A 24,922-nucleotide genomic window follows, 5' to 3' on the forward strand; every position below is an offset into this window, starting at 1 on the left:
GCTCCCACATTTTGATTTTCAGCGGCCTTTGAATTGGGTGACGTTGTCGGCGTGTTGCACTGGCACTGACGCGGCGGTGCCCAGGCGTTCGCCGGTCTTGGCGTCGAACAGCAGCACCTTGGCCGGATCGAACTGCAAGGTCAGGCTCTCGCCCACTTGCGGCGCCACGTCCGGGGCCAGGCGGCAGCAGACCTTGGTGTCATTGAGCTGGACAAACACCAGGGTGTCCGGGCCCGTGGGCTCGGTTACCTGGACTTCGGCGCGAATGCTCGGCAGGCCATTGCCCTCGGGGCTGGCCAGGACAATCTGCTCCGGGCGCAGGCCAAGGATCACGTCGCGGTCTTCCAGGCCGGCGTCGCTCATGCCCAATGGCAATTCGCAACGCGCCTGGCCGCTGTCGAGCAGGGCCAGCAGGCGGCCCTCCTGGCGTTGCAGGCGCAAGGGGATGAAGTTCATCGGCGGCGAGCCGATAAAGCTCGCCACGAACAGGTTGGCCGGATCGTTGTAGATCTCTTTCGGCGTGCCGAACTGCTGGATGATGCCGTCCTTCATCACTGCCACTTTGTCGCCCAGGGTCATGGCTTCGATCTGGTCGTGGGTCACGTAGACCGTGGTGGTTTTCAGGCGCTGGTGCATCAGTTTCATTTCGGTGCGCATCTCGACCCGCAGCTTGGCGTCGAGGTTGGACAGCGGTTCGTCGAACAAGTAGATCTTCGGCCGCCGCGCCAGCGCCCGGCCCATGGCCACGCGCTGTTGCTGGCCACCGGAGAGCTGGCCCGGCTTGCGGTTGAGCAGGTGTTCGATCTGCAACAGCTTGGCCACCCGCGCCACTTCCTCGTCGATGGCCGCCTGGCTCATCTTGCGGATTTTCAGGCCGAATTCGATGTTCTCGCGCACGCTCATGGTTGGGTACAGCGCGTAGGACTGAAACACCATGGCGATGTCCCGGTCCTTGGGGCTCATGCCGCTGACGTCCTGGTCACCGATCATGATCGCGCCGCCGCTGATGTTTTCCAGGCCGGCGATACAGTTCATCAAGGTCGATTTGCCGCAGCCCGAAGGCCCGACAAGAATCAGGAACTCGCCATCCTGGATCGACAGTTCGATGTTCTTCAGGGTGTCCGGCAGGCCGGCACCATAGGTCTTGTTCACGTTGCGAAGTTCGAGCGTAGCCATGATTACCCCTTGACCGCGCCGGCCGTGAGGCCGCGCACGAAATACTTGCCTGCGACCACATAGACCAGCAGGGTCGGCAGCCCGGCGATCATCGCCGCCGCCATATCCACGTTATATTCCTTGGCCCCGGTGCTGGTGTTGACCAGGTTGTTCAGCGCCACCGTGATGGGCTGCGAATCACCACTGGAGAACACCACGCCAAACAGGAAGTCGTTCCAGATCTGGGTGAACTGCCAGATCAGGCAGACCATGATGATCGGCGTGGACATCGGCAGGATGATCCGACGGAAGATGGTGAAGAATCCTGCACCATCCAGGCGTGCCGCCTTGACCAGCGCATCGGGAATGCTCACGTAGTAGTTACGGAAGAACAGCGTGGTGAACGCCAGGCCGTAGACCACATGCACAAACACCAGGCCGGTGGTGGTGCTGGCCAGGCCCATTTTGCCGAGGGTGAACGAGGCCGGCAGCAACACGGTCTGGAACGGCAGGAAGCAGCCGAACAGCAACAGGCCGAAGAACAACTGCGAACCGCGAAAACGCCACATCGACAGCACGTAGCCATTCAATGCGCCGATGGTGGTGGAGATCAGCACCGCCGGGATGGTGATCATGAACGAGTTCCAGAAGTACCCGTTGACCGTGGCCCAGGCCTTAACCCAGCCGATCCCGGTGATCACCGTCGGCCAGCTCAGCAGGTTGCCGGTGCTGATATCTTCCGGGGTCTTGAAGCTGGTCAGCAGCATCACCACCAGCGGCACCAGGTACAGCACCACGGCCAGGATCAGCACCCCATGGATCGCCAGGCGGCTGAAGCTGATGGCAGGTTTGGCGAGACTAGTCATGGCGCTTGGTCCTCAGCTCGGAGTACAGGTAAGGCACGATGATTGCGAGGATCGCGCCGAGCATCAGGATCGCACTGGCCGAGCCCATGCCCATCTGGCCGCGACTGAAGGTGAAGGAATACATGAACATCGCCGGCAGGTCGGACGAGTAGCCAGGGCCACCGGCCGTCATTGCCGCCACCAGGTCAAAGCTCTTGATGGCGATGTGCGCGAGGATCATCACCGCGCTGAAGAACACCGGGCGCAGGCTGGGCAGCACCACGCTCCAGTAGATGCGCGGCAGGCTCGCGCCGTCGATCTGCGCGGCCCGGATGATCGACTGATCAACCCCACGCAGGCCGGCGAGGAACATCGCCATGATAAAGCCCGAGGCTTGCCATACCGCCGCGATCACCAGGCAATACACCACGCGGTCCGGGTCGATCAGCCAGTCCAGGCGAAAGCCTTCCCAGCCCCAGTCGCGCAGCAGTTTGTCCAGGCCCATGCCGGGGTTGAGCAGCCATTTCCAGGCGGTACCGGTGACGATCATCGAGAGCGCCATCGGGTACAGGTAGATGGTGCGGATAAAGCCTTCGCGACGGATGCGCTGGTCGAGGAAAACCGCCAGCAGCACACCGATCACCAGGGTGATGCCAATAAACATGCCGCCGAACAGCGCCAGGTTTTTGCTCGCCACCCACCAGCGATCGTTATCGAACAACCGCGCGTATTGCGCCAGGCCTACCCATTTGTAGGTGGGCAGGAAGGTGGAGTTGGTGAACGACAGCACGAACGTCCACAGGATGTAGCCATAGAAGCCCACCAGGACGATGAACATGCTCGGCGCCAGCACCAGTTTGGGGAGCCAGCGCTGCAATGCATCGAACGGCGAGACCTTGCTGAACACAGCAACAGAACTCATGGGAAAATCCAGGGCAGGGAGTAAGGGGCTAACGGATAACCTTGTGGGGGCCGGCTTTAGGTGGGAGCTGGCTTACCTGCGATGGCATCACCTGGGTGTCACTGCTACACCGAGGCGCCTGCATCGCGGGCAAGCCCGCTCCCACACTGAAACCGATTCCCCCCAGGGGTTACTTGGCAGACTTGACCGCTGCGCCAAGCTTCTTGGCGGTGTCGGCCGGGTCGGCTTTCGGGTCGTTGATGAAGTTGGTCACCACATCAAAGAACGCGCCCTGTACCGCCAGCGTGGTCGCCATGTTGTGCGCCATGCTCGGCTGCAGGCCACCGGACTTGGCATCCGCGAGGAAATCCTTGGCCGCCGTCTGGGCACAGGCGTCGAAACCGTACTTGCCCATGTCGGCCAGCATGTCGTTGCGTACCGGGATCGAGCCTTTGTTGATGCTGAAGACCTTTTGGAAGTTCTCGCCCAACACCACCTTGGCGATGTCCTGCTGACCGGCCGAGGTGCCGGCATTTTTCTGCTTGAACACCGCCAGGGAGTCGATGTTGTAGGTGAAAGCCTTGTCGGTGCCCGGGAAGGCGACGCACTCGTAGTCCTTGCCGGCGACTTTCTTGGCGGCAGTCCACTCGGACTTGGCCCAGTCACCCATGATCTGCATGCCGGCCTTGCCGTTGATGACTTTGGCGGCTTCCAGGTTCCAGTCCTGGCCCTTGCCGTCGACATCCATATAGGTCGCGACCTTTTTCAGCTCGGTCAGCGCCTTGACCATCTGCGGGCCGGTCAGGGCCGCGTTGTCGAGGTCGACCAGGGCTTTTTTGTAACCGTCCACGCCCATGACCGAGAGCACCACGGCTTCAAACACCGTGCTGTCCTGCCAAGGCTGGCCACCGTGGGCGAGCGCAATGAAGCCGGCGGCCTTGAGCTTGTCACCGGCGGCATAGAATTCTTCAAGGGTCGTAGGATTTTTGCTGATGCCGGCTTTCTTGAACACTTGCGGGTTGATCCACAGCCAGTTGACGCGGTGGATGTTCACCGGCACGGCGACGTAATCACCTTCGTACTTCACCGTGTCGGAGACTTTCTTGTCGAGCAGCTCGTCCCACTTTTCAGCCTTGGCCACGTCTTTCAGGACGTCGGTGTCGAGCAGCCCGGTGGACGCCCATTCCTGGATGTCGGGGCCCTTGATCTGGGCAACGCCTGGCGGGTTGCCGGCGACCGCGCGGCTTTTCAGCACGGTCATGGCCGTGGCGCCACCGCCACCGGCGACGGCCCCGTCTTTCCAGGTGAAGCCGTCTTGCTCAACTTGGGCCTTCAGGACATCCACCGCCGCCTTCTCACCGCCCGAGGTCCACCAATGCACCACTTCAACCGTCCCTTTGGAGTCGGCGGCAAATGCACTGAGGGGAAACAACGAGGCCATGGAAATAGCGACGGCGAGGCGATTAATCGCGTTCATCTGAGTACCTTTTCTTGTTGTTATGCATGCAAGTCTGGCGCTTGCGCTGCATAGGATTCTAAACAGGGATTTTTGCCAGGCACGTAACAAAGGGATGGGTAAATGTCACCATTTGGTGACATAACAACCGGCCCCCAGCGCACTGGCCATGCTTGGCGATAACGGCAGGCCCGGCAGCAATACCGCCTGCCAGGCATGGTACAGGTCCGGCTTGCCACCCCAGATTCTGCTAGCGGGCTCGTTCTGCGGGTCGAGTTCGTGGTGCCAACTGCCCTGGACCCGATCAATGAAGCGGGTTTCGCAGAACTCCCAGAAGCGCCGGTACCAGAGTTCGTAATGCCACTCGCCGGTGCGTTTGAGCAGGGCCTGGGCGGCGGCGCTGGCTTCGGCGTGGGTCCAGTGCAGGCGCTCGCGCACCACCGGGCGGTAGTGCCAGTCCAGGGTGTAGACCAGGCCAGGCGCGCCATCCACCGACCAGCCGTATTCGCAGGCACTGGCGAACAACCCCCGGGCCGCCTCCAGCAACCACTCGGGGGTGATGAGCCCCGCCTGTTGGCGCGCGGCTTCAAGGTGCAGCACCAGGCGCGCCCATTCAAAACCGTGGCCCGGGGTGATGCCATAGGGGCGAAAGCCATCGGCCGGGTTGTCTTCGTTGTAACGGTGCACGGGCTGCCAGTAGCGGTCGAAATGCTCGATCACCATAAATTCATTGGCGCCGGCGTGCTGATGGATCACCCGTTCGACAATGCGCAGCGCCCGGCCCAGCCAGCGTGTGTCACCGGTGACATCGGCCAGGGCGAGAAAAGCCTCGGTGGCGTGCATGTTGCTGTTGGCACCGCGATAGGCTTCTTCGCCGCTCCAGTCCCGGGCGAAGGATTCAAGCATGGCACCCTCCTCCTCGCTCCAGAAATACTGGTCGATGATCTGGATGGCGTCCGCCAGCAAGGCTTGTGCCCCAGGGGCCCCCACCACCACCGCCGAACTGGCGGCCAGGGCGACAAAGGCATGCAGGTAGGCGGCCTTGCCCGTGTTGCCGTCACGCGCACCAGGGGCGGCAAACCAACCGCCATGCTCGGCGTCGCGCAGCGGGCCACTGAGGCTGGCCACACCGTGCTCGACGAGCCCGGCATACCCCGGCAGGCCTTGGGCGTGGGCCATGGCGAAGCTGTGGGTCATGCGCGCGGTGTTCATGGTTTCGGCGTGGGTATCGCTGGGCAGGTAGCCCTGGTCGTCGAGGTTGCCGAAGCCTTCAGGCAGCCGGGAGGCCTTGGCAAAGCCCAGCAGGCGCTGGCCTTCGGCGGCGAGCCAGGCATGATGGGCAGGTGCGTTCAGCCAACTGCTGGCAGGCAGTGGTTGCATGGTCATGGGGGGCCCTTTTTGTTTTAGTGGGATGACCGCAGTCTAAACAAGGGCCGGGAACGGGCAGGTAACGAAAGGGCGAGGAAATGTCACCATGTTGTGACATTTGTCGGCGCCGGTTTGCCGGCGCCGACCATCACAATGGGGTTACTGGCCCAGGGGCGCGACCCTGGCCGGCGCGCTCACTTCCCGTTGCAGGTTCTGCATCTGGGTCTGCAAGGTCGTGATGTTGCGGGTGGTCTGGATGCGGAACACGTCGAACTCTTTATTCGACGGCCCTTCGGTGGCGGTGCGGTTGTCCAGCTCGCTCTTGATCACCAGCAAGTCCTGCTCCAGGCGGGCAATGGCCGTGGCCGGATTGCCCTGCTTCTTCAAGGCGGCCACCTCCGTGCCCAGCTCCTTGACGTCGGCATTCAACTTGGCGGCTTCGGCCTGCGCGGCCTTGAGGGCCGTCAGTTCGGTGGCCAACGTTTGCACCTGGGCCTGCAACCGGGTATTGGCGGTGGTCAGGTCCGTGGTACTGGCACTCATCTGCGCCAGGCGCTTGTCCAGGTCGGTGGCCTGGCCCGCCACGCCCAATTGCTGCTTGCCCTGCTCCAGCAATTGGCTTTCCAGCTGCTTGATCTGCAGCTTCAGCGCTTCACTGCCGGTATTGACGTTGGCCTCACTGGCCACCACCTTGCCGGAAATGTCCTGCAAGCGGCCGGCGGCCTCCTCGCTGATGCGCGCAAAGCTTTCCTGGGTCGCCACCAGTTGCTGCCCCATCAGGGAGATCTGCTGGAAACTCCACCATGCCAGCCCCACGAAGGCAAACAGCAGCGCGCCGACCAGGGCCCACAACGGCCCGGTACTGGCACTCTTGACCTTGACCACCGGCGCCGGGCGCGAGCGTATGGACGTGGCCGCTGTCGGCACAAAATCATCGTCGTCGCCAACGTCGGCCCGCAGGCTCGGTACATTGTCGAAGTCGTCTTTACTGTCGTTACGCATGAATCAACCTTGAAATAGCCACATAAAAAGCCAAGCTGCGGGAGTATAAACCTCTGGCCCGTAGCCTTGGTCGACCTGCAATCGAAAAATCGCGTCCCGGTGTTACCGACGCTACTGGGCGCCCGGCGCCTGGGCTTTCCACCAATGGCAAAACTCATCGAGGGCCGTCCACAGGCTGACCTTGGGCTGGTAGTCGAGGTAGTGCCGTGCGCGGCTGATATCCAGGGTGAAGTCCTTGTTCATCACCTGCATCCCCAGGCGTGACAGCGACGGTTCCGGGCGCCCCGGCCACATCGCGCAACAGGCTTCATTGAGTGCCGCGATGCTGTAGGACAAACCGTAGGAACGGTAACGCGTGACCTGGGGCATTTCCATCTGGCGCATCACGTAGTTGACCACGTCCCACACTGGCACCGGCGTGCCGTTACTGATGTTATAGGCCTTGCCCAGCGCCGAGCCGGTGGCCAGCAGGCTGCTGAGCAGGGCCTCGTTGAGGTTGTGCACGCTGGTGAAATCGACCTTGTTCAGGCCATCGCCGACGATGGCCAGGCGCTTCTTGCGCTGCATGTTCAACAGGCGCGGGAAGATGCTCATATCCCCGGCACCGGTGACAAAGCGCGGGCGCAGGGCCAGCACTTCAAGGCCGAACTCCTGGGCGCCGAAAACTTTTTGCTCAGCCAGGTACTTGGTGGCCGCATAGGGGTGCTTGAAACGCTTGGGCACTTGCTCTTCGGTCAGCCCCAGGTGATCGCGGCCATCGAAATAGATCGACGGTGACGACAAGTGCACCAGGCGCCCGACCCGTTGCTTGAGGCAGGCTTCGACCACGTTTTCGGTGACCTGCACATTGCCCTGGTAGAAGTCCTGGTAACGCCCCCACATCCCTACGGCGCCGGCACAATGGACCACGGCTTCGACGTCGCGGCACAGGTCGCGCACCAGGTCTGGGTCATTCAAGTCACCCTGGATAAATTCAGCGCCACGCCGTACCAGGTGCTCGACGCCCTCGGCCCGCCGCCCGTTGACCCGCACGTCCAGGCCCTGCTCCAGGGCGAAACGCGCAAAGCGCCCGCCAATAAAGCCGCTTGCGCCGGTGACCAGAATTTTCATGTGTTACCCCGTGTTCTTTCATTTTTCATCGCAGTTGCGTTGACGCCGACAGTCACTCCAACGGCACCAGCCATTGGCCGGTTGCCCGTGCCAGATGCTCGGTCAGCAAACCGAGCAATTGCCCACCACTGCGCCAATGATGCCAGTACAACGGCACATCAATGGGTTTATCTGGCAATAACTCCACCAGCACGCCCCGTTGCAATTGCTCACGCACCTGCAACTCCGGCACCAACCCCCACCCCAGGCCGGCCTCGGTCAGGCGGATAAAACCTTCGGAAGACGGGCATAAATGGTGCTCGAAACCGCCGTCCACACCCAGCGACGCGAGGTAACGATGTTGCAAAAAATCATCCGGGCCAAATACCAGCGCCGGGGTCCGTGCCAGTTGATCGGCACGCACCCCGCCGGGAAAGTGCCGGGCGATAAACGCCGGGCTGGCCAGCGCCCGATAGCGCATGGCCCCCAGCAACAGGCTGCGGGCCCCGGCCACCGGGCGCTCGCTGGCGCAGACGCAGGCCGCCACTTCGCCGGCGCGCATGCGCTTGAGGCCGACGGTCTGGTCTTCAACCACCAGGTCCAGCAACAAATGTTGCTCGGCGCAAAAGTCGCCCACCGCCTGCGCCCACCACGTCGCCAGGCTGTCGGCGTTGATGGCAATCCGCAGGCGTTCAGGCATGCCCTCTTCATCCAGGGCTGGCACCTGGCTTTGCAGATCGCGCTCCAGCAGGCGCACCTGTTGCACATGGTTGAGCAGGCGCCGGCCGATTTCCGTGGGGGTCGGCGGCGTCGCGCGTACCAGTACCGGCTGGCCGATGCGCGCTTCAAGCAACTTGATGCGCTGGGAGATGGCCGATTGCGACACCCCCAGCACCTGGGCGCCGCGCTCGAAACCGGCCTGTTCCACCACCGCCGCCAGGGCAGAGAGCAATTTATAGTCGAACATCAGTTTTCCTAATGAGCGATGAGCAATATTGGTTTTTCTTATACAGCGCCAAACCGGAGAATGACCAGCATCCCGCGCCTCTCTTCTTTCAAGGATCCCCCAATGGCTGGCGAAACCGCCCTGGCAACCCTGCTGCGCAGCATGAGCCCACAGCTCAATACCGGCGACTATGTGTTCTGCACCCTGGCCGACAACCGCCTGCCCGATTGCGAGGTGATCGGCAGTTTTCGCGAACAGGAAGGGCTGACGGTGATTGTCGAGCGCCAACAGGCCGAACAGGCCGGCCTGACCTTCGAGTATGTGGCGGCGTGGATCACCTTGAATGTGCATTCGGCCCTGGAAGCGGTGGGCCTGACCGCCGCCTTCGCCAGCGCCCTGGGGCGTGCCGGGATCAGTTGCAATGTGGTCGCCGGCTACTACCACGACCACCTGTTTGTCGGCCGTAACGATGCGCAGCGTGCAATGCACGTGTTGCAACAACTGGCAGCGGGCGCGGAGTAAATCCTATGTGGCAGAGTTATGTAAACGGCCTGCTGGTGGCCCTGGGGCTGATCATGGCCATCGGTACGCAAAACGCATTTGTATTGGCACAGAGCTTGCGCCGCGAACATCACCTGCCGGTGGCGGCCCTGTGCGTGGTGTGCGATGCGCTGCTGGTGGCCGCCGGGGTGTTTGGCCTGGCGACGGTGCTGGCGCATAACCCTGTGCTGCTGGCGATTGCACGTTGGGGCGGGGCGGCGTTCCTGCTGTGGTACGGCGCCCTGGCCCTGCGCCGGGCCTGTTCGCGGCAAAGCCTGGGCCAAGGCGCAGGGCAAAAGGTCCGTTCCTTACGCGCGGTGATGCTCAGCGCCCTGGCCGTGACCCTGCTCAACCCCCACGTGTACCTGGACACCGTCTTGCTAATCGGCTCCCTGGGCGCCCAGCAAACCGAACCGGGGGCCTATGTGGCAGGCGCCGCCAGCGCTTCGTTGCTGTGGTTTTCCGCCCTGGCCCTGGGCGCGGCATGGCTGGCCCCGTGGCTGGCGCGCCCAGCCACCTGGCGCCTGCTGGACCTGCTGGTGGCGGTGATGATGTTCAGCGTGGCCTATCAACTGATCAGCGCCTGAGGATTATTCCAAAACGCTCTGGAACCTCTATTCCACACAGTTGTTGCGTGGTTTTGCCGCACCCCCGGTGCTATGATCCAGACCCTGCGCCGCAAAGAGTACAAACTCCCCGGCGCTTGTTTGGCCGCCCGTGATCGGCCTTGCGCTCACCGCAACTGACCTGATTAGGAGAATTATCATGGCTTTCGAATTGCCGCCGCTGCCGTATGCACACGATGCCCTGCAGCCGCACATTTCCAAGGAAACCTTGGAATATCACCACGACAAGCACCACAACACCTATGTCGTGAACCTGAACAACCTGGTGCCTGGCACCGAGTTCGAGGGCAAGACCCTGGAAGAGATCGTCAAGTCCTCTTCGGGTGGCATCTTCAACAACGCCGCCCAGGTCTGGAACCACACCTTCTACTGGAACTGCCTGGCGCCAAACGCCGGCGGTCAACCGACTGGCGCACTGGCTGAAGCCATCAATGCCGCGTTCGGTTCGTTCGACAAGTTCAAGGAAGAGTTCACCAAGACTTCCGTCGGTACCTTCGGTTCCGGTTGGGGCTGGCTGGTGAAAAAGGCTGACGGTTCCCTGGCCCTGGCCAGCACCATCGGCGCCGGCAACCCGCTGACCAGCGGCGACACCCCGCTGCTGACCTGCGACGTCTGGGAACACGCCTACTACATCGACTACCGCAACGTGCGTCCAAAGTATGTGGAAGCGTTCTGGAACCTGGTCAACTGGAAGTTCGTTGCCGAGCAGTTTGAAGGCAAGACCTTCACTGCGTAAGTAACCCTTGTAGTAAAAAAGAGCCCGGCGTTTGCCGGGCTCTTTTGTGCCAGATTGAAACCACCTCACCCCAACACCCGTGGAACTCACCGACAGGAATTGACCACTGAACCGGTGAGAGAAATAACTCCCTCATCTATTTTAGGAGTATGAACCATGCTTGGAATAATGGAACTCGCCAAGGGAGCCATGTCAGGGATCGGAGAGCTTGTGGGTGCCTTGGCGGGAGTGCTGGGGAAGGCAATAAAGGGCAAGTCAGGTGAAAACGAGGAGAAAGAACCCGGCAAAATAGCCGAAGATGTACACGCCAAAATCGATATGCAGATTACCTACCCGCCCCCTTAAGGCCATCGATGTGCTCTTGCGACAGGCAGAAAAGTCTACGCCTGTACGCCCGCCAGCCGTGCAAAAGGGCGGAAGATTTGATCCGCCCATCGCCTTCCAGATCTTGCCCCGCTAGCGTCCAGACGCCACGCACCGCAATGTTCCTTTGACTGCCACCACGGGATTGCCAATACTCATGGCATATTGAGGCTACCCGCATGGAACAAGGAATGACCCTTTGAAGCTGGAACTCAAAAACAGCTTGTCAGTGAAGTTGCTCCGGGTGGTGCTGCTGTCGGCACTGATAGTGGGCGTGGCACTGAGCGTGGCGCAGATCGTCTTTGATGCCTACAAGACACGCCAGGCGGTGGCCGGTGATGCCCAGCGCATCCTCGATATGTTTCGCGACCCCTCGACCCAGGCCGTCTATAGCCTGGATCGCGAAATGGGCATGCAGGTCATCGAGGGCCTGTTTCAGGATGATGCGGTACGCATGGCCTCCATTGGCCATCCCAACGAGCCGATGCTCGCCGAGAAGAGCCGGGATTTGCAGCACTCCCCCAGCCGCTGGCTGACGGACGTCATCCTGGGCCGGGAACGCACCTTCACCATCCCGCTGGTAGGGCGCGGGCCTTATAGCGAGTATTACGGCGACCTGAGCATCACCCTCGACACCGCCACCTATGGCCAGGGTTTTATCGTCAACTCGGTGATCATCTTTATCTCCGGGGTGCTGCGCGCCCTGGCCATGGGCCTGGTGTTGTACCTGGTCTATCACTGGCTGCTGACCAAGCCGCTGTCGCGGATCATCAGCCACCTGAGCTCGATCAACCCCGACCGTCCCAGCGAGCACAAGATCCCGCAACTCAAGGGCCACGAAAAAAACGAACTGGGGCTGTGGATCAACACCGCCAACCAGCTGCTGGCCTCGATCGAACGCAACACCCACCTGCGCCATGAAGCGGAAAACAGCCTGCTGCGCATGGCCCAGTACGATTTTCTCACCGGCCTGCCCAACCGCCAGAAACTGCAGGAGCAACTGGACAAGATCCTGACCGACGCCGGGCGCCGTCAACGCCGGGTCGCAGTGTTGTGCGTGGGGCTGGATGACTTCAAGAGTGTCAACGAGCAGTACACCTACCAGGCCGGCGACCAATTGCTGCTGGCCCTGGCCGACCGCCTGCGGGCCCACAGTGGCCGGCTCGGGGCCCTGGCGCGCCTGGGCGGCGACCAGTTCGCCCTGGTCCAGGCCGATATCGAGCAACCCTACGAAGCCGCCGAGCTGGCCCAAAGCATCCTCGACGACCTGGAAGCCGAGTTCGCCCTCGACCACGAACAGATCCGCCTGCGCGCCACCATCGGTATCACCTTGTTCCCCGAAGACGGCGACAGCACCGAGAAACTGCTGCAAAAGGCCGAGCAGACCATGACCCTGGCCAAGAGCCGCTCGCGCAATCGCTACCAGTTCTATATCGCCAGTGTCGACAGCGAGATGCGCCGCCGCCGCGAGCTGGAGAAAGACCTGCGCGACGCCTTGAGCCGCAACCAGTTTCACTTGGTGTACCAACCGCAGATCAGCTATCTCGATCATCGCGTGGTCGGTGTCGAGGCGCTGATCCGCTGGCAACACCCGGAACACGGCCTGGTGCCGCCCGATCTGTTTATCCCCCTGGCGGAACAAAACGGCACCATCATCCCCATTGGCGAATGGGTGCTGGACCAGGCCTGCCGGCAACTGCGCGAATGGCATGACCTGGGGTTTACCGAGCTGCGCATGGCGGTCAACCTGTCCACGGTGCAACTGCACCACGCCGAGCTGCCGCGGGTGGTCAACAACCTGCTGCAGATCTATCGCCTGCCGCCGCGCAGCCTGGAGCTGGAAGTGACCGAGACCGGCCTGATGGAAGACATCAGCACCGCCGCCCAGCACCTGTTGAGCCTGCGCCGCTCCGGCGCGCTGATTGCCATCGATGACTTCGGTACTGGCTACTCCTCCCTGAGCTATCTGAAAAGCCTGCCCCTGGACAAAATCAAGATCGACAAGAGCTTTGTCCAGGACCTGCTGGATGACGATGACGATGCCACCATCGTGCGGGCGATCATCCAACTGGGCAAAAGCCTGGGCATGCAGGTGATCGCCGAAGGCGTGGAGACGCCTGAGCAGGAGGCCTACATCATCAGCGAAGGCTGCCACGAAGGTCAGGGCTACCACTAGCAAACCCCTGCCGGCGCGCGAGCTGGCGGCCTACCTCAAGCAGGCCGAACGCAATAACGCGGCGATCCTCTAGGCCCATGCTGGCCACCCAGGGCGCGGCCTTGGGCGGCCGGGGCTGGCCTATTAAATTTTTACGGCGTTAACCCTTTACAGAAAATGCAAATCTTTCGCATTATGTTGCAGTTTTGCGCGCCGCATTGCGCCCCGATCCACTACCGAAGCAGGATGTTCGCCATGATTCGTATGCCCCTGGCCACCGCCAGTCTGCTGGCCATTGCCATTTCTCTCGCCGGCTGCGGCGAGGGTAAAGACAAGGCCGCCGCTCCCCAGGCGCCGACGCCAGCTGCCAGCACGGCCGCTCCAGCGGCTGGCGCTACCGCCGGCCAGGTTGACGAGGCGGCCGCCAAGGCGGTCGTCGCGCATTACGCAGACCTCGTGTACGCGGTGTACAGCGACGCCGAGGCCACCGCAAAAACCCTGCAGACCGCGATCGACACCTTCCTCGCCAACCCCAACGACCAGACCCTGAAGGCCGCCCGTACCGCCTGGATCGCCGCGCGCGTACCGTACCTGCAGAGCGAAGTGTTCCGCTTCGGCAACACCATCATTGACGATTGGGAAGGTCAGGTGAACGCCTGGCCACTGGACGAAGGCCTGATCGACTATGTCGACAAATCCTACGAACACGCCCTCGGCAACCCGGGCGCCACCGCCAATATCATCGCCAACACCCAGATCCAGGTCGGCGAAGACAAGATCGACGTCAAGGAAATCACCCCGGAAAAACTCGCCAGCCTCAATGAGCTGGGCGGCTCCGAGGCCAACGTCGCCACCGGCTACCACGCCATCGAATTTTTGCTGTGGGGCCAGGACCTGAACGGCACCGGCCCTGGCGCCGGCAACCGTCCAGCGTCGGACTACCTGCAGGGCGACGGCGCCACCGGCGGGCATAACGAGCGTCGCCGCACCTACCTGCGCGCCGTGACCCAACTGCTGGTCAGCGACCTTGAGGAAATGGTCGGCAACTGGAAACCCAACGTCGAAGACAACTACCGCGCCACCCTGCAAGCAGAACCAGCGACCGACGGCTTGCGCAAGATGCTGTTCGGCATGGGCAGCCTGTCCCTGGGTGAACTGGCGGGCGAGCGCATGAAGGTGTCCCTGGAAGCCAACTCGCCGGAAGACGAGCACGACTGCTTCAGCGACAACACCCACAACTCGCAGTTCTACGACGCCAAGGGCATCCGCAACGTCTACCTGGGCCAATACACCCGCACCGATGGCACCCAGCTGACCGGCGCCAGCTTGTCGTCCCTGGTGGCCAAGGTCGACCCGGCTGCCGATGAAGCCCTCAAGGCTGACCTGGCGGCTACCGAAGCGAAGATCCAGGTCATGGTCGACCACGCCAACAAGGGTGAGCACTACGACCAGTTGATCGCCGCCGGCAACACCGCCGGCAACCAGATCGTGCGCGACGCCATCGCCGCCCTGGTCAAGCAGACCGGCTCCATCGAGCAAGCGGCCGGCAAGCTGGGCATCGGCAACCTGAACCCGGACAGCGCTGATCACGAGTTCTGATCCGTATGGTTTGAATGAGGCGGCCTTCGGGTCGCCTTTTTTGTACTCACCACAAAACCCATGTGGGAGCTGGCTTGCCTGCGATGACGGTGGGTCAGCCAATGCATTTATCGTCTGATACACCGCCATCGCAGGCAAGCCAGCTCCCACACGGGTACATACCAGGCTTCAGAGATCAGCCCCCCTCCTACATAAGCCAAGTCCTACATCAGATCCGCACGCCCTTTGCAGCCCCCGGTTTACAAGCCCTGCCCCGTAGGTAGAATGGCGCCTCCGACTATCACCCGAGCGCAATACATGGCAATGCCGACCCTGCGGATCATTGGTTTCATCATCGGCATCTTCCTGATTACCCTCGCGGTCGCCATGGTCGTGCCCATGGCCACCCTGGTGTTTTACGAACGCACCAGCGACCTGCCGTCCTTTCTCTGGGCGAGCCTGATCACTTTTATTGCCGGCCTGGCCCTGGTGATTCCCGGGCGCCCAGCACAGGTGCAACTGCGCCCCCGGGACATGTACCTGCTGACCGTCAGCAGTTGGGTGGTGGTGTGTATCTTTGCCGCACTGCCGTTTCTGCTGACCCAGCACATCAGCTATACCGACTCGTTCTTTGAAAGCATGTCCGGCATCACCGCCACTGGCGCCACCGTGCTCAGTGGCCTGGACACCATGTCCCCGGGCATCCTGATGTGGCGCTCGATGCTGCACTGGCTCGGCGGCATCGGCTTTATCGGCATGGCGGTGGCGATCCTGCCGCTGCTGCGCATCGGTGGCATGCGCCTGTTCCAGACCGAATCCTCGGATCGCTCCGAGAAGGTCATGCCGCGCTCGCACATGGTGGCGCGCCTGATTGTGGCGGCCTATGTCGGCATCACCATCCTCGGCAGCCTGGGGTTCTGGTGGGCCGGCATGGGCCTGTTCGATGCGATCAACCACGCGATGTCGGCCATTTCCACCGGGGGGTTCTCCACTTCCGATGAGTCCCTGGCCCACTGGAAACAACCGGCGGTGCACTGGGTAGCCGTGGTGGTGATGATCCTCGGCAGCCTGCCGTTTGCCCTGTATGTCGCCACGATGCGCGGCAACCGCAAGGCGCTGATCAAGGACCAGCAGGTACAAGGCCTGCTCGGAATGCTGCTGGTGACCTGGATTGTGCTCGGCACCTGGTACTGGTGGACCACCAACCTGCACTGGCTGGATGCGCTGCGCCATGTGGCGCTGAACGTCACGTCCGTGGTGACCACCACCGGCTTTGCCCTGGGCGACTACAGCCTGTGGGGCAATTTCTCGCTGATGCTGTTCTTCTACCTGGGCTTTGTCGGCGGTTGCTCGGGCTCCACCGCCGGCGGGATCAAGATCTTTCGCTTCCAGGTCGCCTATATCCTGCTCAAGGCCAACTTGAACCAACTGATTCACCCCAGGGCGGTGATCAAGCAGAAATACAACGGTCATCGCCTGGACGAAGAGATCGTGCGCTCGATCCTGACGTTCTCATTCTTCTTTGCCATCACCATCTGCACCATCGCCCTGGCCCTGTCACTGCTGGGCGTGGACTGGATGACCGCCTTGACCGGCGCGGCCAGTACCGTCTCCGGCGTGGGCCCAGGGTTGGGCGAGACCATCGGCCCGGCCGGCAACTTCGCGACCCTGCCGGACGCCGCCAAGTGGATCCTGTCCCTGGGCATGCTGCTGGGCCGGCTGGAGATCATTACGGTGTTTGTGCTGTGCATTCCGGCGTTCTGGCGGCACTGACACTCGCCGACGCCTCCAGCAACCGCGCCCGGTATTCGCCGGGCGTGGCATCGAACCAGCGGCGAAAGGCGCGGAAGAAGTTGCTCGGGTCGGCAAACCCCAACAGGTAGGCAATTTCCAACAGGGTCATGCTCGGCTGCGCCAGGTACTGTTCGGCCAGTTCGCGGCGGGTGTCGTCGAGCAAGGTCTGGAAGCTGGTGCCCTCCTCCTGCAAGCGGCGCTGCAAGGTGCGCTGGGACAAGTGCAACGTCTGCGCCACCACCTCACGCTTGGGCTCGCCCTGGGGCAACAGCCGGCACAGCACCTGGCGGGCCTTGTGGGTCACCCGGCTCTCGGAGAACCTGGCCAGGTATTCCCCGGCAAACCGATCGTGCAGCAGCGCCATCGCTTCATTGGCGGTGGGCAGCGGCGCTTCCATATCGGCGCGCTCGAAGATCAGCGCGTCATACGGCGCATTGAACACCAGCGGCGCATGAAAGGCCTGCTTATAGGGTTCCAGGTCCACCGGCTGATCCCCCTGCACCAACACCTTGCGCGGCTGCAACGTGCGCCCGGTCAGCCAGCCACATAACGCCAGGGCACAGGCCAGCGAGGCCTCGGCGCTTTGCCGGGTCGGCGGCAAGTGGTCGCCGTGGACCGTGAGGATCAGGGCGTAGCCTTCGGGCAGCAGGCAAAAACTCAGGTCGGCACTTTCGGCGATGATCCGCTGGTAGCGCACCAGCCGGGCAAAGCCTTCGGCCAGGGTGCTGCTGGACATCAAGGCATACCCGGCCACATGGAACGACGCCGGGCGCACCACCTTGCCCATGTTCAGGCCGATGGCCGGATTGCCCGACACCTCCACCGCCCGCTGCCAGAGCCGGGTCATGGCGTCCTGGGGGAAACGCGCATCGGGGTCATCCAGGGCGCTGTAATCCAGGCCCAACTGTTTGAACAGGGCGCGGCAATCCAGGCCATCGAGCTCCAGCGCCTTGACTATCCCCATCGCCCAGCTTGCAGAAGTCGTTCGTTCGTTCATGGCGTTTTCTTGCACGCTGTCTATGACGGGACGGCTGAAACCGCAGCCTGGAACCCAAGGATACTAAAGTGGCGTCTATTGTCACTGGCCCTTGCCAGTGATGACTCTAGACTCAAATAAGCTCCCCGCCGAACACCCGCCGGGCACAACCACCACCAGAGGGCCAACCGCCATGGAAAATACCAGGCAATTCAATAGCTTCGCCGAGTTCTATCCGTATTACCTGAGCGAACACGGCAACAGTACCTGCCGACGGTTGCATTTTATCGGCACCAGCCTGGTGATTTTTATTCTCGCGTTCGCCATCGGCAAGGGCGCCTGGTGGCTACTGTGGGTCCTGCCAGTGGCCGGCTACAGCTTTGCCTGGGTCGGGCACTTCTTCTTTGAAAAGAACCGCCCGGCAACGTTCCAGCATCCGTTCTACAGCCTGCTGGGGGATTTCGTGATGTACCGCGACATGATTCTGGGCAAGGTGCCGTTCTGACCCCAGCGACAAGCCAGGCCGGCGTGTGACCTCTTGTCACTTGCGCCTTGCCGAGAAAGGTTCAGGCATTTGGCGAGATAAAAGTCTTTTTGTCATTTGCAGTGCTGTATCCTGCCCAGGCTTTGTGAAAAGCGCGGCACACCTGCAATTGCACAACAGACCTTGCGAGGAGCGACGACGATGCACGAGATCCCTAATCTCCCCTTCCCAAGCCTGCACGAGACCGAGCAGCCAACCCCGCAACAGGCCAGCAGCGACAAGCCAGCACCGGCACAGGCAACACCGGTCGAGAGCGATAGCGAAGACTGACCGCAACACCCAGACCGTGTGGAAAGCGTGACATTGCGCGCTTTCCACACCGCCTGAATCACGAGACACGCAACATGCCCGATACCCCCCGCAATCCCCCCGACGAAGCGTTACTCGGCACCGCCCTGCAAATGGTCGACGTGTGGAGCCGCCTCAGCCCGGAAAAACAGGCGCTGCTGCTCAAGCGCTTCGGCACCCAGGAAAATGCCCTGGCCGCGCTGGTGACCACGCGCATGCTCAACCCAGCCCCACTGTAGAGGCCGGCTCGCCAGCGATGGCGCCAGGTTTTAGGCCCTGCGCGCGCCAAAGCACCGGTATCATAAGCAGCCTATCTTTTCCTGCCGCGCCAGTGGACCTTTCCCATGCCAGATACCCAGCGCCCCATGGCGGTCACGCTGCAAGTCGTCTCCATCGTGCTGTTTACCTTTATCGGCTACCTGAATATCGGCATTCCCCTGGCCGTCTTGCCGGGCTATGTCCACAGCGACCTGGGCTTTGGCGCCGTGATCGCGGGCCTGGTGATCAGCGTGCAGTACCTGGCCACCCTGCTGAGCCGGCCCTACGCCGGGCGCATCATCGACAACCGCGGCAGCAAGCGCGCGGTGATGTACGGCCTGGCCGGTTGCGGCTTGAGCGGGGTGTTCATGCTGGCATCCGCCGCCCTGACCCACCTGCCGGCTCTGAGCCTGGCCAGCCTGCTGATTGGCCGGCTGGTGCTGGGCAGTGCCGAAAGCCTGGTGGGATCGGGCTCCATTGGCTGGGGCATCGGCCGGGTCGGCGCAGCGAATACCGCCAAGGTCATCTCCTGGAACGGTATCGCCAGCTACGGTGCCCTGGCGATTGGCGCACCGCTGGGGGTTCTGCTGGTCAGCCGGTTCGGGCTGTGGAGCATGGGTGTAAGCATTATTGCCCTGGCGGTGCTGGGCTTGCTGCTGGCCTGGCCCAAAGTCGCGGCGCCCATCGTGGTCGGCGAGCGCCTGCCCTTCATGCATGTGCTCGGCCGCGTGCTGCCCCACGGCTGTGGGCTGGCCCTGGGCTCCATCGGCTTTGGCACCATCGCCACGTTTATCACCCTGTATTACGCGACCCAGCACTGGGATAACGCGGTGCTGTGCCTGAGCCTGTTCGGCGCCAGCTTTATCGGGGCGCGCTTGCTGTTCGGCAACCTGATCAACCGCATCGGTGGGTTTCGCGTGGCGATTGCCTGCCTGTCGGTGGAAACCCTTGGCCTGTTGCTGTTGTGGCTGGCGCCAAGTGCCGAGCTGGCCCTGGCGGGCGCGGCCTTGAGCGGCTTCGGGTTTTCTCTGGTGTTTCCGGCGCTGGGGGTTGAAGCGGTCAACCTGGTGCCCGCCTCCAGCCGTGGCGCGGCGGTGGGGGCCTATTCGTTGTTTATCGACTTGTCATTGGGGATCACCGGGCCATTGGCCGGGGCGATTGCGGCGGGTTTCGGCTTTGCCTCGATCTTTCTGTTTGCCGCGCTGGCGGCCTGCGCCGGGCTGCTGCTGAGCCTGTACCTGTACCGCCAGGCGCCCAAGTACCGCGACGAACGTAACGCCGGCTAGAAATCCACCTTGCCGCGCCCGGCCTTGATGCTGCCGCGCTTGGTCTTGGATTCCAGGCGCCGCTTTTTCGAGCCCAGGGTGGGTTTGGTGGGGCGGCGTTTTTTCTCGACCTTGGTCGCGCTGAGGATCAACTCCACCAGGCGCTCCAGGGCATCGGCGCGGTTCTGTTCCTGGGTCCGGTATTGCTGGGCCTTGAGGATCAGCACGCCTTCGCTGGTAATGCGGCTGTCACGCAGTGCCAGCAAGCGTTCTTTGTAGAACGGCGGCAACGACGAAGCGCCGATATCAAAGCGCAAGTGCACGGCGCTGGAGACCTTGTTGACGTTCTGCCCGCCTGCGCCCTGGGCGCGGATGGCCGTCAACTCGATTTCGGCATCGGGCAGGTGCACGTTACTGGAGATCACCAACATGGAAAACGGGTCCGTGGGTTGCAGGGGCCGGCAAGCCGGCTCCTGCAGTGTGGGCTAGTTGTTCAGCGAGGATACAGCACTCACGTCGGCCAGCGCCTTGCGCTTGTTCTTGAGCACATAGCACACCCACATAAAGGCCACCCAGACCGGAATCGCGTACACCGAGACCTGGATCCCCGGAATCAGCAACATGACCCCCAGGATAAACACCACGAACGCCAGGCACACGTAATTGCCGTAGGGGTACCACAGCGCCTTGAACAACGGCACCTGGCCGGTGCGGTTCATGTGCTGGCGGAACTTGAAGTGCGAGAAGCTGATCATCGCCCAGTTGATCACCAACGTGGCCACCACCAGGGACATCAGCAGTTCCAGGGCGTGCTGCGGGATCCAGTAGTTCATCAACACCGCCACCAGGGTGACGGCCGCCGAGGCCAGGATCGAACGCACGGGCACGCCGCGCTTGTCGATCTTCGCCAAGGCCGCCGGCGCGTCGCCCTGCTCGGCCATGCCCAGCAGCATGCGGCTGTTGCAGTAGGTGCCGCTGTTGTACACCGACAGCGCCGCCGTCAGCACCACGAAGTTGAGGATATGCGCGGCGGTGTTGCTGCCCAGCATCGAGAACACCTGCACGAACGGGCTACCGCTGTAGGCATCGCCCGAGGCGTTCAAGGTCACCAGCAGGCTGTCCCATGGTGTCAGCGACAGCAACACCACCAGGGCGCCGATGTAGAAAATCAGGATGCGATAGATCACCTGATTGATCGCCTTGGGGATCACGGTGCGTGGCTGGTCCGCCTCGGCGGCGGTAAAACCGAGCATTTCCAGGCCGCCAAACGAGAACATGATGATCGCCATGGCCATCACCAGGCCGCCGACGCCATGGGGGAAGAACCCGCCGTGCTCCCACAGGTTGCTCACCGACGCCTGTGGCCCGCCGGTGCCGCTGACCAGCAGGTAGCTGCCCAGGGCGATCATGCCGACAATCGCCACCACCTTGATAATTGCAAACCAGAACTCGGCCTCGCCAAACACTTTGACGTTGGCCAGGTTGATCACATTGATCAGCACAAAAAACGCTGCCGCCGAGACCCAGGTCGGAATCTCCGGCCACCAGTAGTGCACGTACTTGCCGACGGCCGTCAGCTCCGACATACCCACCAGAATATAGAGGATCCAGCAGTTCCAGCCCGACAAAAAGCCCGCGAAACCGCCCCAGTACTTGTGGGCAAAGTGGCTGAAGGATCCGGCCACTGGCTCTTCGACGATCATTTCGCCCAATTGGCGCATGATCATAAAGGCAATGAAACCGCAGATGGCATAGCCGAGGATCATCGACGGGCCAGCTGACTTTAGCACCCCCGCCGAGCCCAGGAACAGGCCGGTACCGATCGCGCCACCGAGGGCGATCAATTGAATATGACGATTTTTCAGGCCGCGCTTCAGTTCGCCTGAATGCGAGTTGGGTCCACTCATGAAAAGGGTCTCACGCAAGGTTTGATGATGTTCACTACACGATGCTGCTTTGAAACCGGCTCAAGCAGCGCCGATCAAACCCCAGCGTAAACACCAGGAGTCCAGCGTCTTTCTAACGGTCATGCGTCACCTGTTTGTTTTTATCTGTGACGAAATCGAACCCGTCCGGCTTATGGCCAGGCGGAATTAACAAGGCAGCGAGCCTTGAAGGCCTTTTGCGTGGATACGCAAGGGGGGTCACAGTAAAACGCGGCGCATTGTACACCGCCCGATCCGTTAGGGAGGGTCGCGGGGGAGATTGTTCGCCAAGTGGAAGATTTTCCTTACAGAAAGACTCCACAGAGAGCCTGCCCTGCGTAGGCTCGACTCAATCGTAAAACAATCGTTACACCACGGAAGCCATTCCTGACACTTCACCGCACAAGCTGCAAGCAAAAAAAAGCGCCAACCCACAGGTTGGCGCTTTTTCTTACCGCTTGAAGCTTGCAACTTAAAGCTTGCCGCTGCCCTTAAGGCTTCTTACGCCCAAACCCCGGACGCTGGCCGGAACCCGCCGGTGCGCCACGGCGCTTGCCCGATGGCTCGTCCGCGACCAGTTTCAGCCCTGGGCGCTTTTTCGGCGCGGGCTTGGCTGGGCGCTTGGCACCTTCGGCTGGACGATCGGTCTGCGGAGCCCCACGGCCCGTCTCGCCACGGTTGCTGCGACCACCGGTGGGTGCCTCGCCACGACCGGCCGGACGCGGGGTGCGCGGTGCACGTTCGCCATCCTGACGGGCCGGCGCCGACGGACGACGATCGCCCTCGATCTGCGGCTGGCGGGAAATGCGACCGCCCGTGGCCGGTGCATCCAGCGCCGGGCGCAAGGTGCGGGCAACGCGTTCGGTGCGTGCCACCGGGCGCGACGATTTACGCTGCATGCGCTCCAGCTTGTCCTTGCTCTTGGCGTTCATCTGCGGCATGGCCACAGGGGTCAAGCCTACTTCAGCACTGAGGATGTCGACTTCGTACTGGCTCATTTCGCGCCAGCGGCCCATCGGCAGGTCGGAGTTGAGGAACACCGGGCCGAAACGCACGCGCTTCAGGCGGCTGACCACCAGGCCCTGGGATTCCCACAGGCGACGCACTTCACGGTTACGCCCTTCCATCACCACACAGTGGTACCAGTGGTTGAACCCTTCGCCACCGGGCGCCTGCTTGATGTCGGTGAACTTGGCCGGGCCGTCTTCCAGCACCACGCCGGCCTTGAGGCGTTCGATCATCTCGTCATCGACTTCGCCCCGTACACGCACGGCGTATTCGCGGTCCATCTCGTAGGACGGGTGCATCAGGCGGTTGGCCAGTTCACCGTCGGTGGTGAACATCAGCAAGCCAGTGGTGTTGATGTCCAGGCGGCCGATATTGATCCAACGGCCTTCTTTAGGCTTGGGCATCTTGTCGAACACGGTTGGACGGCCTTCCGGGTCGTCACGGGTGCAGATCTCGCCGTCGGGCTTGTTGTACATGATCACGCGGCGCACCGACTCGGCGGCCTCTTCACGCTTGATGACCTTGCCATCAATGGTGATCGCGTCATGCAGGTCGACGCGCTGGCCAAGGGTGGCTTCGACGCCATTGACCTTGATGCGCTTCTGGGTGATCCAGGCTTCTACGTCGCGGCGCGAGCCGACGCCGATACGGGCGAGGACTTTTTGCAGTTTCTCGCCGGCTGGGCCGATTTCCTGGCTGTCGTTCTGGTCTTGGTCTTTCATCTTAAGCACCTCCCGGTGTGTCGCTTCAGGCGTGGCCTGAAGAGTATGCAAATCTGGAGCTTGGGCGAACGCATCGCCAAAGGGTCGCGAATCATACGCGCATGGCGCGCATTGCGCATCAGAGACTAGTCGATATGTGCCGGCTCATTTGCTTTTCCGCCGACCGGTGGCCCCCAGGGCGATCAACCGTAGCTCGGCTTCGGCCAGCACTGCGCGCTTGTCGACCTTGTCGAGCTTCTTCCAGGCCCGGATCTCGCGCTTGCTGCGCCCGCAGCCTAGGCAGATATCGTCGCTGAACTTGCAGAGGCTGATGCAGGGGTCTTTGGTGGAACTCATATACATTCTCCCTGGTGCAGAAGATCCAATGTGGGAGCGGGCTTGCTCGCGATTGCGGTAGATCAGTCATATATCCAGTGGCTAACACTCCGCAATCGCGAGCAAGCCCGCTCCCACATTTGCTTCTGGGTCAGTCTTCGAATTCGCGGCGTTCGTTTTCGATGGCTTCGGCCAGTGCCCGGGCTTCGGCTTCTTCTTCGCTCAATGGGGGTTGTTCCAGGGCCGCAACGGCGGCCAGCAGCTTTTCACGGGCCGCCGCCACGCCGAGGATATCCTCCTCGGGGGCCGTTTCCACGCTTGCCTCAGGCTCCGGCTCCACGGCCCCATCACGCAGCAAATCATCAAAGTCGGTCTTGATCCCCTGCTCCATATCGTCCAGCTCCAGCAGCAAGGTATGGAAACTGGTCTCGTCCTTCGGCTCCTCCGGTTCGGCGCTGGCATCGGCCAGTTCCTGCAAGCCGGGCGGCACCGGGGCATCGTCGAAGTCGAGCACCGGTTCGGCCTCGATCTCGCGCAGCTCGGCCAGTGGCGGCAAGTCGTCGAGGTTTTTCAGGTTGAAGTGGTCGAGAAACACCTTGGTGGTAGCAAACATCGCCGGTTTGCCGGGCACGTCGCGGTAGCCGACGATGCGGATCCACTCGCGCTCCAACAGCGTCTTGACGATATGACTGTTGACCGCCACGCCGCGCACATCCTCGATTTCGCCACGGGTGATGGGCTGGCGATAGGCAATCAGCGCCATGGTCTCCAGCATCGCCCGGGAATAGCGTTGCGGGCGCTCTTCCCACAAGCGCCCGACCCACGGCGAAAATTTCTCGCGGATTTGCAGGCGGTAGCCCGAGGCCACTTCCCGCAGTTCAAAGGCCCGGCCGTCACAGGATTTGCGCAGGATTTCCAGGGCCTTCTTGAAGACCGGCGGTTCCGGGCGTTCGGCCTCTTCAAACAGTTCAAACAGGCGTTCCAGCGATTGCGGCTTGCCCGAGGCCAAGAGGAAGGCTTCCAACAAGGGCGCCAGTTCGCGGGGTTCAGTCAGATTCATCGATTCA

Annotated in this window: 24 protein-coding genes and 1 pseudogene; 11 read left to right on the forward strand and 14 right to left on the reverse strand. The window is 62.1% G+C overall.

Translation table 11 applies throughout. The annotated features are described in order from the left end of the window. Window positions 1-18: 18 nt before the first annotated feature. From AO268_RS11820 to AO268_RS11855, 8 genes are all read right to left on the reverse strand, one after another. Window positions 19-1,176, reverse strand: coding sequence for an ABC transporter ATP-binding protein (locus tag AO268_RS11820; RefSeq protein WP_076962955.1), 1,158 nt, complete (start codon window positions 1,174-1,176; stop codon window positions 19-21). 2 nt (window positions 1,177-1,178) lie between these two features. Continuing rightward, on the reverse strand, window positions 1,179-2,021 hold the full coding sequence (locus AO268_RS11825; protein ID WP_076962956.1) for a carbohydrate ABC transporter permease: 843 nt from the start codon (window positions 2,019-2,021) through the stop codon (window positions 1,179-1,181). After that, a complete protein-coding gene (locus AO268_RS11830; protein WP_099168794.1) occupies window positions 2,014-2,922 on the reverse strand; it encodes a carbohydrate ABC transporter permease in 909 nt (302 codons plus the stop codon). The genes AO268_RS11825 and AO268_RS11830 overlap by 8 nt, the downstream gene beginning before the upstream one ends. 169 nt (window positions 2,923-3,091) lie before the next feature. Further along, complete coding sequence (locus tag AO268_RS11835) at window positions 3,092-4,378, reverse strand: ABC transporter substrate-binding protein (RefSeq protein WP_099168795.1); 1,287 nt, start codon at window positions 4,376-4,378, stop codon at window positions 3,092-3,094. Window positions 4,379-4,483: 105 nt separating this feature from the next. After that, window positions 4,484-5,743, reverse strand: a complete 1,260-nt coding sequence (locus tag AO268_RS11840) for a D-mannose isomerase (RefSeq protein ID WP_099168796.1) — start codon at window positions 5,741-5,743, stop codon at window positions 4,484-4,486. A gap of 141 nt (window positions 5,744-5,884) precedes the next feature. Further along, window positions 5,885-6,727, reverse strand: coding sequence for an ATPase (locus tag AO268_RS11845; RefSeq protein WP_099168797.1), 843 nt, complete (start codon window positions 6,725-6,727; stop codon window positions 5,885-5,887). A 111-nt stretch (window positions 6,728-6,838) separates the two neighbouring features. Further along, on the reverse strand, window positions 6,839-7,837 hold the full coding sequence (locus AO268_RS11850; RefSeq protein WP_099168798.1) for an NAD-dependent epimerase/dehydratase family protein: 999 nt from the start codon (window positions 7,835-7,837) through the stop codon (window positions 6,839-6,841). Between the two features lie 52 nt (window positions 7,838-7,889). Then, the gene (locus AO268_RS11855; RefSeq protein ID WP_076962962.1) at window positions 7,890-8,783 is read right to left on the reverse strand and encodes a LysR family transcriptional regulator ArgP; all 894 of its coding nucleotides are present in this window, start codon (window positions 8,781-8,783) and stop codon (window positions 7,890-7,892) included. Between the two features lie 102 nt (window positions 8,784-8,885). On the opposite strand from AO268_RS11855, the gene AO268_RS11860 reads away from it, so the two are divergent. From AO268_RS11860 to AO268_RS11890, 7 genes and pseudogenes are all read left to right on the forward strand, one after another. Next, entirely contained in the window at window positions 8,886-9,284 is a 399-nt protein-coding gene (locus tag AO268_RS11860; RefSeq protein WP_099168799.1) for an ACT domain-containing protein, read from the forward strand. 5 nt (window positions 9,285-9,289) lie between these two features. Beyond that, window positions 9,290-9,889: a LysE/ArgO family amino acid transporter gene (locus AO268_RS11865; RefSeq protein WP_076962964.1), complete on the forward strand. Its 600-nt coding sequence runs from the start codon at window positions 9,290-9,292 to the stop codon at window positions 9,887-9,889. A gap of 178 nt (window positions 9,890-10,067) precedes the next feature. Then, window positions 10,068-10,664, forward strand: a complete 597-nt coding sequence (locus AO268_RS11870) for a superoxide dismutase (RefSeq protein ID WP_003212997.1) — start codon at window positions 10,068-10,070, stop codon at window positions 10,662-10,664. A 156-nt stretch (window positions 10,665-10,820) separates the two neighbouring features. Then, entirely contained in the window at window positions 10,821-11,009 is a 189-nt protein-coding gene (locus AO268_RS11875) for a hypothetical protein (RefSeq protein ID WP_099168800.1), read from the forward strand. Window positions 11,010-11,226: 217 nt separating this feature from the next. Further along, window positions 11,227-13,276, forward strand: a pseudogene (locus tag AO268_RS11880) (putative bifunctional diguanylate cyclase/phosphodiesterase). Window positions 13,277-13,437: 161 nt separating this feature from the next. After that, window positions 13,438-14,781: an imelysin family protein gene (locus tag AO268_RS11885; RefSeq protein ID WP_099168801.1), complete on the forward strand. Its 1,344-nt coding sequence runs from the start codon at window positions 13,438-13,440 to the stop codon at window positions 14,779-14,781. Between the two features lie 297 nt (window positions 14,782-15,078). Next, window positions 15,079-16,533, forward strand: coding sequence for a TrkH family potassium uptake protein (locus tag AO268_RS11890; RefSeq protein ID WP_076962968.1), 1,455 nt, complete (start codon window positions 15,079-15,081; stop codon window positions 16,531-16,533). Here AO268_RS11890 and AO268_RS11895 read toward each other — a convergent pair. Then, window positions 16,490-17,551 (reverse strand): AraC family transcriptional regulator, encoded by a 1,062-nt coding sequence (locus AO268_RS11895; RefSeq protein ID WP_099168802.1) that lies wholly within the window; start codon window positions 17,549-17,551, stop codon window positions 16,490-16,492. The genes AO268_RS11890 and AO268_RS11895 overlap by 44 nt on opposite strands. A gap of 172 nt (window positions 17,552-17,723) precedes the next feature. Here AO268_RS11895 and AO268_RS11900 point away from each other — a divergent pair, with 172 nt between their 5' ends. From AO268_RS11900 to AO268_RS11910, 4 genes are all read left to right on the forward strand, one after another. Next, the gene (locus tag AO268_RS11900) at window positions 17,724-18,035 is read left to right on the forward strand and encodes a DUF962 domain-containing protein (protein ID WP_076962970.1); all 312 of its coding nucleotides are present in this window, start codon (window positions 17,724-17,726) and stop codon (window positions 18,033-18,035) included. 180 nt (window positions 18,036-18,215) lie between these two features. Next, the gene (locus AO268_RS33145) at window positions 18,216-18,344 is read left to right on the forward strand and encodes a hypothetical protein (RefSeq protein ID WP_257154369.1); all 129 of its coding nucleotides are present in this window, start codon (window positions 18,216-18,218) and stop codon (window positions 18,342-18,344) included. 74 nt (window positions 18,345-18,418) lie between these two features. Further along, window positions 18,419-18,601, forward strand: a complete 183-nt coding sequence (locus AO268_RS11905) for a hypothetical protein (protein ID WP_076962971.1) — start codon at window positions 18,419-18,421, stop codon at window positions 18,599-18,601. 105 nt (window positions 18,602-18,706) lie between these two features. Next, on the forward strand, window positions 18,707-19,906 hold the full coding sequence (locus tag AO268_RS11910; RefSeq protein ID WP_099168803.1) for an MFS transporter: 1,200 nt from the start codon (window positions 18,707-18,709) through the stop codon (window positions 19,904-19,906). Here the strand turns inward: AO268_RS11910 and arfB are convergent. From arfB to scpB, 5 genes are all read right to left on the reverse strand, one after another. Next, window positions 19,903-20,316 carry an alternative ribosome rescue aminoacyl-tRNA hydrolase ArfB gene (arfB, locus tag AO268_RS11915; protein WP_029296355.1) on the reverse strand — a complete coding sequence of 138 codons (414 nt, stop codon included), beginning with the start codon at window positions 20,314-20,316 and terminating at the stop codon, window positions 19,903-19,905. The genes AO268_RS11910 and arfB overlap by 4 nt on opposite strands. Window positions 20,317-20,370: 54 nt before the next feature. Beyond that, window positions 20,371-21,792 carry an amino acid permease gene (locus AO268_RS11920; protein WP_099168804.1) on the reverse strand — a complete coding sequence of 474 codons (1,422 nt, stop codon included), beginning with the start codon at window positions 21,790-21,792 and terminating at the stop codon, window positions 20,371-20,373. A gap of 509 nt (window positions 21,793-22,301) precedes the next feature. Further along, window positions 22,302-23,540, reverse strand: a complete 1,239-nt coding sequence (rluB, locus tag AO268_RS11925) for a 23S rRNA pseudouridine(2605) synthase RluB (RefSeq protein ID WP_076964731.1) — start codon at window positions 23,538-23,540, stop codon at window positions 22,302-22,304. A 144-nt stretch (window positions 23,541-23,684) separates the two neighbouring features. After that, entirely contained in the window at window positions 23,685-23,876 is a 192-nt protein-coding gene (locus AO268_RS11930; protein WP_076964730.1) for a DUF1289 domain-containing protein, read from the reverse strand. A gap of 130 nt (window positions 23,877-24,006) precedes the next feature. Beyond that, window positions 24,007-24,915 (reverse strand): SMC-Scp complex subunit ScpB, encoded by a 909-nt coding sequence (gene scpB / locus AO268_RS11935; protein ID WP_099168805.1) that lies wholly within the window; start codon window positions 24,913-24,915, stop codon window positions 24,007-24,009. Window positions 24,916-24,922 lie beyond the last annotated feature (7 nt).

It is taken from the genome of Pseudomonas sp. ICMP 8385 (assembly GCF_002699915.1).
Lineage (GTDB): Bacteria > Pseudomonadota > Gammaproteobacteria > Pseudomonadales > Pseudomonadaceae > Aquipseudomonas > Aquipseudomonas gessardii.